Annotated in this window: 9 protein-coding genes; 2 read left to right on the top strand and 7 right to left on the bottom strand. The window is 69.1% G+C overall.

What is annotated here, in order from left to right; all coding sequences use genetic code 11:
• Nucleotides 1-137 precede the first annotated feature (137 nt).
• The 3 genes from ugpB to ACO2SS_RS08570 form a co-directional block, all read right to left on the bottom strand.
• Nucleotides 138-1,454 (bottom strand): sn-glycerol-3-phosphate ABC transporter substrate-binding protein UgpB, encoded by a 1,317-nt coding sequence (gene ugpB / locus ACO2SS_RS08580; RefSeq protein WP_423277204.1) that lies wholly within the window; start codon nt 1,452-1,454, stop codon nt 138-140.
• A 170-nt stretch (nt 1,455-1,624) separates the two neighbouring features.
• Complete coding sequence (tal, locus tag ACO2SS_RS08575) at nt 1,625-2,596, bottom strand: transaldolase (RefSeq protein WP_423277203.1); 972 nt, start codon at nt 2,594-2,596, stop codon at nt 1,625-1,627.
• A 23-nt stretch (nt 2,597-2,619) separates the two neighbouring features.
• Nucleotides 2,620-3,321 (bottom strand): sulfate transporter family protein, encoded by a 702-nt coding sequence (locus ACO2SS_RS08570; protein WP_423277202.1) that lies wholly within the window; start codon nt 3,319-3,321, stop codon nt 2,620-2,622.
• A 101-nt stretch (nt 3,322-3,422) separates the two neighbouring features.
• Here ACO2SS_RS08570 and ACO2SS_RS08565 point away from each other — a divergent pair, with 101 nt between their 5' ends.
• Nucleotides 3,423-4,691 carry a flavin monoamine oxidase family protein gene (locus ACO2SS_RS08565; protein ID WP_423277201.1) on the top strand — a complete coding sequence of 423 codons (1,269 nt, stop codon included), beginning with the start codon at nt 3,423-3,425 and terminating at the stop codon, nt 4,689-4,691.
• Between the two features lie 9 nt (nt 4,692-4,700).
• Here the strand turns inward: ACO2SS_RS08565 and ACO2SS_RS08560 are convergent, their stop codons facing one another.
• The 3 genes from ACO2SS_RS08560 to ACO2SS_RS08550 all read right to left on the bottom strand — a co-directional run bounded on the left by ACO2SS_RS08560 (nt 4,701) and on the right by ACO2SS_RS08550 (nt 7,534).
• Nucleotides 4,701-5,489: an ABC transporter ATP-binding protein gene (locus ACO2SS_RS08560; RefSeq protein WP_423277200.1), complete on the bottom strand. Its 789-nt coding sequence runs from the start codon at nt 5,487-5,489 to the stop codon at nt 4,701-4,703.
• 166 nt (nt 5,490-5,655) lie between these two features.
• On the bottom strand, nt 5,656-6,432 hold the full coding sequence (locus ACO2SS_RS08555) for an ABC transporter permease (protein ID WP_423277488.1): 777 nt from the start codon (nt 6,430-6,432) through the stop codon (nt 5,656-5,658).
• 193 nt (nt 6,433-6,625) lie between these two features.
• Nucleotides 6,626-7,534: an ABC transporter substrate-binding protein gene (locus tag ACO2SS_RS08550; protein ID WP_423277487.1), complete on the bottom strand. Its 909-nt coding sequence runs from the start codon at nt 7,532-7,534 to the stop codon at nt 6,626-6,628.
• Nucleotides 7,535-8,354: 820 nt separating this feature from the next.
• On the opposite strand from ACO2SS_RS08550, the gene ACO2SS_RS08545 reads away from it, so the two are divergent.
• Complete coding sequence (locus ACO2SS_RS08545; RefSeq protein ID WP_423277199.1) at nt 8,355-12,074, top strand: hydantoinase B/oxoprolinase family protein; 3,720 nt, start codon at nt 8,355-8,357, stop codon at nt 12,072-12,074.
• A 76-nt stretch (nt 12,075-12,150) separates the two neighbouring features.
• On the opposite strand, the gene ACO2SS_RS08540 is transcribed toward ACO2SS_RS08545, so the two are convergent.
• The gene (locus tag ACO2SS_RS08540; protein ID WP_423277198.1) at nt 12,151-12,432 is read right to left on the bottom strand and encodes a hypothetical protein; all 282 of its coding nucleotides are present in this window, start codon (nt 12,430-12,432) and stop codon (nt 12,151-12,153) included.
• Between the last annotated feature and the right edge of the window lie 423 nt (nt 12,433-12,855).

The following is a 12,855-nucleotide window of genomic DNA, read 5'->3' as shown; positions in this document are numbered from 1 at the left end:
ACCTGTCATTCCGGGGCGGACCGAATGTCCGAACCCGGAACCCACGACTTGGCATGTTCATCGGGAGCTTGATCGTGGGTCCCGGCTCGGCGGCGCAGCACCTCATGCTGCACCGCGCCCGGGCTGACGCCCTCGGATCACCGGCTGACCGAGCGCTCGAACTGCCTCAGCATCTGGTTGCCGCGGGAGACCGCGGAATCCAGCGCCTCCTTGGGGCTCTTCTGGCCGACCAGCGCCGACTCGATCTCCTCGGCCCACACGTCACGCAGCTGGACCATGTTGCCGAGGCGAAGCCCGCGCGAATTCTCCGTCGGCTCCTTGTTGGTGAGCTCGATCAGGGCCGTCTGGAGCGAGGGGTTCTTGTCGTAGAAGCCGGAGGCCTTGGTCTTGTCGTAGGCCGCACGCGTGATCGGCAGGTAGCCCGATTCCTGGTGCAGCTTGGCCTGGCGGTCCGTGTCGGACAGGAAGGCGAAGAACTTCGCCACGCCCTTGTACTCCGCGGCGCTCTTGCCACCCATCACCCAGAGCGAGGCGCCGCCGATGATCGAGTTCTGCGGCGCGCCCTGCACGTCCGGGTAGTAGGGCATCGGCACGGCCGCCCAGTCGAACTTCGCGTTGCCCTTCACGTTGCCGTAGAAGCCCGAGGAGGTGAGGAAGAGCGGGCATTCGCCGCTGGTGAACCGGCCTTCGCCGGCATTCGTGCGGCCGGAATAGTCGAAGGTCTTGTCCTTCTGCAGCTCCACGAGGTTCTGCAGGTGCTTCACCTGCAGCGGGCCGTTGAAGCTGAGGACGGTGTCGAACCCGTCGAGCCCGTTCGCCTTGGTCGAGAGCGGCAGGTTGTGCCAGGCCGAGAGCTGCTCGATGTTCGCCCAGGTCGTCCAGGCGGTCGAGAACCCGCAGGTATTGTAGCCGGCGGCCTTCAGCTTCTTGGCCGCGTCGAACACCTCGGGCCAGGTCTTGGGCGGCTGGTCGCCGTTGAGCCCCGCCTTCTTCAGCGCGTCCTTGTTGATCCACATCACCATGGAGGACGAGTTGAAGGGCATCGACAGCATGTCGCCCTTGGCGGTCGAGTAGTAGCCCGTGATGGCCGGCAGGTACGACTTCGGATCGAAGGGCTCGCCCGCGTCCTTCATCAGCTCGAAGACGGGCTTCACGGCGCCCTTGGCGGCCATCATGGTGGCGGTGCCGACCTCGAAGACCTGCAGGATGTGCGGCGCGTTGCCGGCCCGGAAGGCCGCAATGCCGGCATTCATCGTGTCCGGGTAGCTGCCCTTGTAGGTGGGCACGATCTTGTAATCGCGCTGCGAGGCGTTGAACTCCTCGGCGAGCTTCACGACGACCTCGTTGTTGCCGCCGGTCATGGCGTGCCACCACTGGATCTCGGTCTGCGCGAAGGCCGGGGATGCGACGGCGGCTGCGGTGAGCGCGGCCGCCAGGCGGGCAAAGGATCTCATTGCGTTCTTCCCTGAACTGGAGCCCTTGAAGCCAGATCCCGCGTTCGACGGAGGTGAGCGCGAAACCCGGTCAGGCCCGTCTCGTGTTGGTGCGCCGGCACGATGCCCGCGTGACAACCATATGACGAAACGATGACAGTTGCGCCTGCAACAATAGATGAAGCGGCCCGTCAAGCAGCCTTGGCGTGATCGAGCCGCGCTGCGATCAGGGACCGCAGCGTGCGCAGGTCGCGGACGAAGAGCCGGATGCCCTCCGACAGCTTCTCGGACGCCATCGCATCCTCGTTCAGGCAGAAGCGGAACTCCGCCTCCTCGAAGCTGCGCCAGGCCGGGTGCGCGGCCGGGGTCTGCGGCGAGAGCCGCCGGGGCAGGGCGCCCTCGTCCTTGGCGAGCTCGTCCATCAGGGCGGGCGAGATGGTGAGGCGGTCGCAGCCCGCCAGCGCCTCGACCTCGCCGACGTTGCGGAAGGACGCGCCCATCACCACCGTCCGGGCGCCGTGGGCCTTGAAGGCGCCGTAGATGCTGGCGACGGACATCACGCCCGGATCCGTCTCGGCCGTGTAGGGGCCGCCGCCGTTCTTCACGTGCCAGTCGAGGATCCGCCCGACGAAGGGCGAGATGAGGAACACGCCCGCATTCGCGCAGGCCATCGCCTGGACTGACGAGAAGACGAGCGTTACGTTGCAGTCGATGCCCTCGCGCTGGAGGATCTCGGCGGCCCGGATCCCCTCCCAGGTCCCGGCGATCTTGATCAGGATGCGCTCGCGCCCGACGCCGAGATCGGCGTAGTCGCGGATGATGCGGCGGGCCGCCTCGACGGTCGCCGCGGTGTCGAAGGAGAGGTCGGCGTCGACTTCGGTCGAGACGCGGCCCGGGACGATGCCGGCGAGCTCCGCCCCGACCGCCACGGCGACGCGGTCGGCGATCGCCGCGATCGTCGAGTCCTTCGCGCCGGATTGCCGCCGTCCCCAGTCGAGCGCGCGCTCCAGCATCTCCGAGCCGCCCTCCGACTGGGCCGCCTTGAGGAGGAGGGTCGGGTTGGTGGTGCAGTCTTCCGGCTTCAGCCGGCGGACCGCCTCGATGTCTCCGGTATCGGCGACCACGGTCGTCATGGACCGCAATTGTTCGAGCTTGGACGGCATGGCTTTCTGCTCCCTGGCGCAGCTCATACGGCGGGCAGACGCTTGGCTGCAATGCGCTTGTGCAGATGAACCATGAAGGCAATCCCGAAGAGCGGGATGAGGAGGTTCACCACCGGGATGAGCACCAGCCCGGCCAGCACGGCGCCTGCGGCGAGGATCGTGACACGGTTCTCCCGCCGGAGGCGGCGGGCCTCCTCCAGCGGCCTGAAGCGCCCGGCCGCCATCTCGAAATATTCCCGGCTGAGCAGGTAGGCGTTCGCGGCGAAGAAGGCGACGATGTTCACGCCCGGCACGAAGATGAGCATCAGGGCGGCGAGGTTCACGGCGAGCGCGAGCGCGGCGAAGCGCAGCCCGTAGCCGATCGACTTGCCGAGCGAGATCGGCTTGCCCGGCGGGTCGGCGGGGAAATCCTTCCGCTCCACCGCACCCGCCGCCTCGTCCAGGAAGAAGCCTGCGACCAGCGCGGACGTGACCGGCAGGATGTAGAGCAGCCCGACCAGGAGGCCTGCGCCGGCCAGGAAGACCAGCGCCGCGTTGACGAACGGGTAGTCGGCGCTGACCGGATGGGCCGCCACGATGGCCGAGAGCCCCTGCGTCAGCCCGTACCAGAGGAGGCCCAGCAGAAGCAGCGTGAAGCCGATCGTGCGCCAGAAGAGTCCGCGGAGCTCCGGCGAGAAGACCTGGCGAACGGCCGCATAGGCCGAGGGAAGAATGACGGCGAGCATTCGGCCCGCATAGCACGAGCTTGCGGGAACGCGCTCGGCCGGCCAGGCTTGAACCGCGAGCCACGGGCCGGCATGACGCCGCGCCACCCTCGAGTCCTTCCTTGCGCCGCCCCATCTCCACGCCCCTGCTGACAGAGCCCGCCGCGGAGGTCGACGTCGCGATCGTCGGCGCCGGGGCCGCCGGCATCGCGGCCGCCCGCGCCTGCCTCGCCGAGGGCCGCACGGTCGCCGTCCTGGAGGCGCGGGATCGCGTCGGGGGGCGGGCCGTCACGGTGCGGCTCGGCGGCCACCCGGTCGATCTCGGCGCCCACTGGCTCCATGCCGGCGGCCTGAACCCGCTCGTGCGGCTGGGCCGGCAACGGGGAGAGCCGCTCCGTCGCGCGCCCGGAAAAGGGCATCTCGTCGTGGACGGCCGGAAGGCGACGCGTGCGGAGCGCCGCGGCTATGATGGCGGCTTCGACCGGGCGGACCGGAGCTTCAACGCGGCCGGACGGGCCGCCGAGGATTGCTCTCTCGCGCAGGCGCTTCCGCCCCTCGGGCAATGGCGTTCCGCCCTCGCGGCCACCATGGCCCTGATCAGCGGCCGTCCCCTGGAGGAGGTGAGCGCGCGGGATTTCCCGAGCGACGAGTTCGGCGACAACTACTTCATCCGGGGAGGCTACGGGGCCTTCCTGTCGCGCCTTGCCGCGAACCTGCCGATCCGGCTCGGCTGTCCGGTGACGGCGATCGACTGGTCCGGGCGAGGCGTCCGCCTCACGACGCCCCAGGGTTCGGTCAAGGCATCCGCCGCGATCGTCACGGTGCCGACGCCCGTCCTGGAGGCCGGCGCGATCCGGTTCCTCCCGGCGCTCCCCGCCGGCATGACGGAGGCGATCGCGGGCTTCCTGCCCGGCGCCTACGAGCATGTCGTCCTCAACTGGCCGGGCGCCCCTTTCCCAGGCCCGGACCGGCTCACGAAGCTGATCACCCCGACCCGGAACCTCGGGCTGCTCACGAATATCGAGGGCGCGCCAATCCACTACCTCGAGCTCGACTACCGAACGGCCGTGGAGGCCGGCAGCCGCGACCGGAGCGCCCGGCTGGCGCGGGATTTCCTGCGCGGGATCTTCGGGGCGCGGGCTATCCGCGACCTCAGGGTTCTCGAGGTCACCGACTGGCTGAACGACCCGTGGGCGCTCTCCTCCTGGTCGGTCGTCCCGCCCGGGCGCGTGCCGATCCGCGAGGATTATGCCCGGCCGGTGGGCGACCGCCTCTGGTTCGCGGGCGAGGCCGCGTCGCGCTCGCTCTGGGGCACGGTCGGCGGCGCCTGGGAGGAGGGCGAGCGCGCGGCCGGCGAGGTCCTGGCGAGGCTGGGGTCTTCGGCCGGATAGCCCGCCCGGTCAGTGCTCCTGGGCGGCCAGCACGGCCTCGGCGCGGATCTCCTCCGTGAGCCGGGCCTTCAGCGCGTTGAACTCGGGCGTCGTCTTTACGCGGTAGTCGCGCGGATGGGGCAGGTCGACCACGACCTCGGACTTGATGCGTCCGGGCCGCGCCGTCATCACGAGGACGCGCGAGGCGAGGAAGATCGCCTCCTCGATGTCGTGCGTGACGAAGAGCACCGTCTTCTGGTCGCGTTCCCAGATGCCGAGCAGCAATTCCTGCATCAGGGCGCGGGTCTGGTTGTCGAGCGCGCCGAAAGGCTCGTCCAGCAGCAGCATGGCGGGATCGTTCGCCAGCGCCCGCGCGATGGCGACGCGCTGCTGCATGCCGCCCGAAAGCTGCTTCGGCCAGTGGTTGGCAAAGCCCGTCAGGCCCATGCGGCCGAGGTAATGGTCGACGATCTCGCGCCGCCGCGCCTCCGGCACGCCGCGCTCCTTGAGCCCGTAGGCGATGTTCTGGGCGACGTTCAGCCAGGGAAAGAGCGTGTAGGACTGGAACACCATGCCGCGCTCGGGCCCCGGCCCGGTCACCTCGCGGCCGTCCAGCAGCACGCGCCCGGTGGTCGGCCGGTCGAGGCCCGCCACGATGCGCAGCAGGGTCGACTTTCCGCAGCCCGACGGCCCGAGCAGCGTGATGAAGTCGTTTTCCGGCACGGAGAGGTTCGTCGGCTGGAGCGCCGTCACGGGCGCCCCGCCATGCACGCCCGGGAAGACGCGCGAGACGTTCTCGACGAGAAGCTTGGGGTTCATGTCGGATTCCTGCCTCTCCCTGCCCCGGCGGGGAGAGGTCGAGTCCGCGCAGCGGAACCGGGTGAGGGGCATGCCCGGCAGGGGACAGGCCCCTCATCCGGTCGAAAGCTGCCGCTTTCGCTCGACTTCTTCCCGTCGGCGACGGGGAGAAGAGACAGGGGAACCCTCATGCCAGCCGCCACGGGAACAGCGTCCGGTTCGCGGCCTTGAACGCGAAATCCGACACGAGGCCGATCAGGCCGATGACGATGATGCCGAAGATCATCTGCCCGGTCGCCAGCAGCGACTGCGAGTCGATGATCATGTGGCCGATGCCCGAGGACGAGCCGATCAGCTCGGCGACGATCACGTAGGTCCAGGCCCAGCCGAGGACGAGCCGCAGGATCTCGGCGATGTCCGGGGCGTTCGCGGGCAGCAGGACCCGGCGCACGACGGAGCGCTGCGTCGAGCCGAGCGTGTAGGCAGCCTCGACGAGATCGCGCCGGGTCGAGCCGATCGCGACCGCGATCATCAGGATCAGCTGGAACACCGAGCCGATGAAGATGACGAGGAGCTTCTGGAATTCGCCGATTCCCGCCCAGAGGATCAGGAGCGGGATGAAGGCGGAGGCCGGCAGATAGCGGGCGAAGGAGACGAAGGGCTCCAGCAGCGCCTCGATCGGCTTGTAGGCGCCCATCATGATGCCGACCGGCACCGCCACGATGGCGGCCAGCACGAAGCCGCCGAGCACCCGCCACACCGTCATGCCGATATCGTGCAGGAAGCCGAACTTCGTCAGCAGGAGCCAGCCGTCCTGCACCATCGAGATCGGGTCGGCCAGGAAGGTGCGCGACACGAAGCCGCCGAGGGTCGCGATCGCCCACGCGCCCACGAAGAGCGCGAAGAAGAGAAGGCCGAGCGCGATGCGCGCGCCCTGGCTGACGGGTTCGAGGGGGCGAAACATCATCGCGGGCCGACACGCGACAGGCTCCCTCTCCCGTTCGGGAGAGGGTTGGGGCGAGGGCAGGACATTTTAGTGTGTCGCATTACCGGGGCGAATGACGGAGTGGGGCTGGGCCGGGTGCGAATTCAGGCGCGCCCTCACCCTCACCCTAACCCTCTCCCGCACGGGAGAGGGAACAGGTCGCGGCTTCCAGTTACTGGATGAACTGCGTATCCGCCAGCTTCGACAGGTCCGGAATCTGCTTGATCACGCCCGTTTCCAGCAGGAGGTCGGCCGCGTCCTTGGAGAACTTGGCGTGCTCGCCCGCGAAGAAGGTCTTGTTGGCGGCCTTGTCCTGCCAGCGGAGGTACTTCGCCGAATTGCCGAACTGCTCGCCGGTCTGCTTCACGTCCGCGCCCATGATCTCGTAGGCCTTGGCCTGGTCCTTGGCGATCATCTCGAGCGCCTCGAAATAGCTGTCGGCGAGCGCCTTGGCGGCTTTCGGGTTCGCGTCGAGGAAGGCCGGCGTGCAGCCGACCGTATCCATCACGACCGGGTAGTCGAGCGTGGTCGCGATGATCTTGCCGGCTTCCGGCTTCGCGCGCACGGAGGAGAGATAGGGCTCGTAGGTCATCGCGGCGTCGTTCTGGCCGGCGATGAAGGCCTGCGCGGCCGGGCCGGGCTCCATGTTGACGATCGTGACGTCCTTGGTGGTGAGCCCGTTCTGCTTCAGCATCCAGGCGAGGACGAAATACGGCGAGGTGCCGGGCGCCGAGGCGGCGACCGTCTTGCCCTTCAGGTCCTTGATCGAGCCGATATTGCCCCGGACGGCCATCCCGTCGGCGCCGTAGCTCTTGTCGAGCTGGAAGATCTGCCGCGTCGTGATGCCGGCGGCGTTCCAGACGATCCAGGTCTCGACCGTGGTCGCTGCGCACTGGATGTCGCCGGACGCGATCGCGAGGTGGCGGGAGGCCTGCGGGATCTTCTTGATGGTGACGTCGAGGCCGTTCTTCTTGAAGATGCCGGCCTCCTTGGCGAGGGTCAGCGGGGCGAAGCCGGTCCATCCCGAGATGCCCATCGCGATCTTCGTTTCCTGGGCCGAGGCCGCACCCGCCATAACCATGGCGCAACCCAGCGCCAGACCCGCAACCCGACCCGTCTTCATGCCTTGCTCCCCTGTTTGACGACCATCATGCATCATGCGGGCCAGGGTGGAGTCAAACGGGGATGACGCGCATGCCTCTCCCGGGCGGGGAGACGGTCGGAGGGCGAAGCCGGCCGGGGTGAGGGCGGGACGGCGGGAGGTGGAGCGCAGAGCAAGGGACAGCACGAGCGTCGCGCGTTAGTTTGAGCCGTCCTGCCCTCACCCCATCCCTCTCCCGACCGGGAGAGGGTGCGCGGCGGCGCCTTGACATTTATTCCTATATCTGTCACAAGCCCTGCGCCGCTTCCGACGGGCAGGCTCGTCTGATCACCGGATCCGACTGGCGGAAGAGGGCGGCGGGTCCCGAGGTCCGGTCCGGTGACCGGGCGCCCGGGCGGCTGACCGGGCGTGTGCCTAGGGGCCGAAAAGACCGCCAGAAAGGACGCCGGGCTCCGGCATACCTTTCCAAAATCGAAGCTGGGACCCGGCGTCCTTCTTCCCACCCGCTCTTTGACAGTGCCGACGGACAGGACCACGGGCCGGGGACGGACGGCGCGTGCGCATTTTCCCGCTCATCCCGGCGGAAGCCGGGATCCAGCCGCCGGGGGCCTGGGCACCGGCTTTCGCCGGTGCGAGCGGAAGAGCCAGCCGCTTGGCACCCGGTCGAGGCGGAACGCCCCACCGCTCGCCCTTCCAGCCCGCCCGCAAGCGCGAGCCATTCATCCCGGCGGCCGCTATCGTGCGGGGGAAAGCTTCGGTAAGGCGGGGCGATATCTTCGACCTGCCCGGAGTTCGACATTTGACCGGCCTGTGGGAATTCTGGATTGATCGCGGCGGCACCTTCACGGACATCGTCGCCCGCCGCCCGGACCGCTCGATCGTTGCGCACAAGCTCCTGTCGGAGAATCCGGGCCTCTACCGCGACGCCGCCATCCAGGGCATCCGCGAGCTGATGGGCCTGAAGGCCGGCGAGGCGATCCCATCCGACCGCATCGCCGCCGTGAAGATGGGGACGACCGTCGCCACCAATGCGCTGCTCGAGCGCAAGGGCGAGCGGACGCTCCTCGTCACGACGCGCGGGTTCCGGGATGCGCTCCGCATCGGCTACCAGGCCCGGCCCGACATCTTCGCCAAGAAGATCGTGAAGCCCGACCAGCTCTACGAGCGCGTTGTCGAGGTGGACGAGCGCGTTCTGGCCGACGGGACGGTGGAGCGCGAACCCGACCTCGCCGGCGCACGGCGCGAGCTGGAGGCCGCCTTCGCCGACGGCATCCGGGCCTGCGCGGTGGTGTTCATGCACGCCTATCGCTCGCCCGAGCACGAGCGCCAGGTCGCCGAACTCGCCCGCGAGATCGGCTTCCCGCAGGTCTCGGCGAGCCACGAGGTCTCGCCGCTGATGAAGCTCGTCGGCCGCGGCGACACCACGGTGGTCGATGCCTACCTGTCGCCCATCCTGAAGCGCTACGTCGACCAGGTGGCGGGCGAGCTTTCTCCTCCCCCGCAGGGTGAGGTGGCAGGCCCGAAGGGCCTGACGGAGGGGAATGGGGTCACGCATATCCCCACCCCGGCTCGCGCTGCGCGCGACTCGGCCATCCCCTCCGGGGAGGGAGAGGGCGCGCAGCCTAGGCAAACCCGCCTCATGTTCATGACCTCGGCCGGCGGCCTGACCGATGCCCGCCTGTTCCAGGGCCGAGATGCGATCCTATCCGGCCCTGCGGGCGGGGTCGTCGGCTGCGTCGAGACGGCCGGCATCGCCGGTCTGCCGAGCGTCATCGGCTTCGACATGGGCGGCACCTCGACGGACGTGTCCCACTACGACGGCGAATACGAGCGCGCCTTCGAGACCGAGGTCGCCGGCGTCCGCATGCGGGCGCCCATGATGCTGATCCACACGGTGGCGGCCGGCGGCGGCTCGATCCTGCATTTCGACGGCCGCCGCTTCACGGTCGGGCCGGATTCGGCCGGCGCCGATCCCGGCCCGCGCTGCTACCGCCGCGGCGGCCCGCTCGCGGTCACCGACGCGAATGTCATGGTCGGGAAGCTCTCGCCCGAGACCTTTCCCAAGATCTTCGGGCCGAACGGGGACGAGCCGCTCGACCTGCCATCCGTCCAGGAGGCCTTCGGGCAACTCGCCTCCGAGATCGGCGACGGACGGCCGCCCGAGGCGGTGGCCGACGGCTTCATCCGCATCGCGGTCGAGAACATGGCGAGCGCCATCAAGAAGATCTCGGTCCAGCGCGGCTACGACGTCACCCGCTACGCGCTGAACTGCTTCGGCGGGGCAGGGGGGCAGCATGCCTGCCTGGTCGCCGATGCGCTCGGCATGAAGACCATCCTCATCCACCCGCTCTCGGGCCTGCTTTCGGCCTACGGCATGGGGCTCGCCGACATCCGCGCGACGCGCCAGCGCACCGTCGAGGCCGGGCTCGACGAAGCCGGGTTGGCGGAGACCGCCGCCGTGCTCGATGGCCTGTCCGATGAGGTCCGGCGCGAGGTGGAGGGGCAGGGCGTCCCGGCTGGCGGGATCACGGCCCATCGCCGCGCCCATATCCGCTACGCGGGCACGGATACCTCGCTCGTGGTGCCCTTCGGTCCGCGGGAGGAGATGGTCCGCGCCTTCGAGGCGGCGCACAAGTCGCGGTTCGGCTTCATCGACGAGACGAAGGCGCTGACGATCGAGGCCGCCTCGGCGGAGGCGGTCGGAGGCGGCACGGCACCGGACGAGAGGGATCACGCGGCACGGGCCGGCATGCCCGAGACCTCGCGGACGACGCGCTTCTTCTCGGGCGGCGAGTGGCACGATGCGCCCGTCTATTTCCGCAAGGACATCGGGGCTGGGGCGAAGATGAAGGGCCCGGCGCTCCTCATCGAGCCGCACCAGACGATCGTGGTCGAGCCCGGCTGGACCGCCGAGGTGACGACGAAGGACCACGTCGTCCTGACCCGCACGGAAGCCCTGCGCTCGGCCGCGGCGGTCGGCACGAAGGCCGATCCGGTCATGCTGGAGGTGTTCAACAACCTCTTCATGTCGATCGCCGAGGAGATGGGGCTGACGCTCCAGAACACTGCCTATTCGGTCAACATCAAGGAGCGGCTCGACTTCTCCTGCGCGGTCTTCGACCGTGACGGCGCGCTCGTGGCCAATGCCCCGCACATGCCCGTGCATCTCGGCTCGATGGACAAGTCGGTCGAGAGCGTGATCCGGGCGCATGGCGCCTCGATCCGGCCCGGCGACGTCTACGCGATCAACGCGCCCTATAACGGCGGCACCCACCTGCCCGACATCACGGTCGTCACCCCCGTCTTCGACGAGGCGGAGCGCGAGATTCTCTTCTACGTCGCCTCGCGCGGCCATCATGCCGATGTCGGCGGCGTGAGCCCGGGCTCGATGTCGCCGCTCGCCACCCATATCGACGAGGAAGGCGTCTACATCGACAACTTCAAGCTCGTCGATCAAGGCCGTTTCCGCGAGGCGGAGCTGCGCGATCTCCTCACCGGCGCCAGGTATCCCGCCCGCAACCCGGTCCAGAACATCGGCGACCTGAAGGCCCAGATCGCCGCCAACGAGCGCGGCGTCGCCGAGCTAAAGCGCATGGTCCGGCATTTCGGGCTGGATGTCGTGCAGGCCTATATGGGCCACGTGCAGGACAACGCCGCCGAGTCGGTCCGGCGCGTCCTCGACAACCTGCCGGACGAGTGCTCGTACGATTACGAGTTCGACCAGGGCTGTGTCGTCCGGGTGCGCATCACGGTGGATCGCGAGAAGCGCGAGGCGACGGTGGATTTCACCGGCACCTCCGAGCAGCGGGCGGACAACTACAACGCCCCGGCGCCCGTGACCCGGGCGGCGGTGCTCTACGTCTTCCGCGTCATGGTCGAGGGCCGCATCCCGATGAATGCCGGGTGCCTGCGGCCGATCAACATCGTCGTGCCCGAGGGCACCATGCTGTCGCCGCGCTATCCGGCGGCCGTGGTGGCCGGGAATGTCGAGGTGAGCCAGGGCGTCACGAACTGCCTGTTCGGCGCGCTGGGCGCCATGGCGGCCGCGCAGGGCACCATGAACAACCTGACCTTCGGCAACGACACCTACCAGTATTACGAGACGATCTGCTCGGGCTCGCCGGCCGGCCCCGGCTGGGACGGAACGGACGCCGTCCACACCCACATGACCAACTCGCGCCTCACCGATCCGGAGGTGCTCGAGTTCCGCTACCCCGTGGTGCTCGAGGATTTCCACATCCGGACGGGCTCAGGCGGGCGCGGCAAGTGGCATGCCGGCGACGGCACGGAGCGGCGGATCCGCTTCCTCGAGCGCATGGACCTGGCGCTGCTCACCAGCCACCGTCGCGTGCCGCCTTTCGGGGCGCACGGCGGCGAGCCGGGCAGGGTCGGCGAGAACTTCGCCCGGCGCCGGGACGGACGGCTCGAACAGCTCGGGGGCTGCGACCAGACCGTGATGGAGCCGGGCGACGCGATCATCATCCGCACGCCGACGGCGGGCGGATTCGGAGAGGCTTAGATGCGGGGGCAGCTCCGCCCGGCTGCAGAAGGCGTCCGGGAGGCGCTACCGCCTCCCGGGCCACACGCGACTCGCGTCAGCACTCGCGGCGGGTGCGGGTCACCCGGTCGCCATACTCGTTGCGTTCCCGCACCGTGACCTCGCGGCAGCCGCGGACGCTGCCGGTCTCGTCCCAGCGGCGGCGTTCCCTGGCCCGCTCGCGGCGCCACTGATCACGCTCCCAGTCGCGCTCGCGCTGTCCTGGGGACCGGAGATCGACGCCGACCCCGCGCGGGCCGACCTCGATGGACTGAGCCGCCGCGGGCAGGGCGGTTCCGATGCATGTGGCCGCCGCGAGGGCGATTACCGTGAAGCGCATGTCAAAACTCCCGGAATAGTTCGGGGGCTTCAACTGCGCCGGCGATTAAGTTGTTCCGCAGCTGGTCTGTCGATCGTCTCGGGACAGCTTGCGATGAGAAGGTGAGCGCCCGGCTTTATTGCGCTGCACTGTTCGGCCGGGAACCTCCTGGAGGCCAGCCCGCTCCCATGTCTGGATCGCCTCGGAGCCCTGGCCCCCGTGCTTACCCCATCGTGAACGGCGCCCGTCCGGCGGACACCGGCAGTAACCATAGCGGCACGCAGCGCCATCTTCCCCGCTGTCCCCACTTTTCACGCGGAACAAAACATGAACATATGGCGAGGAGAACGACGGAGGAGCTGATGTTCGGTTTGCTTCAGGCCCGGGGCGGAGAGACGGTGACGGCAAGGCTGGCCGTCCGCACGGCCCGCCGGCTCGACCAGG

The organism is Enterovirga sp. CN4-39, assembly GCF_049446235.1.
GTDB lineage: Bacteria > Pseudomonadota > Alphaproteobacteria > Rhizobiales > Beijerinckiaceae > Enterovirga.
Note: the sequence above shows the minus strand (reverse complement) of the source record. Positions and strands in the feature narration are given on the sequence as shown.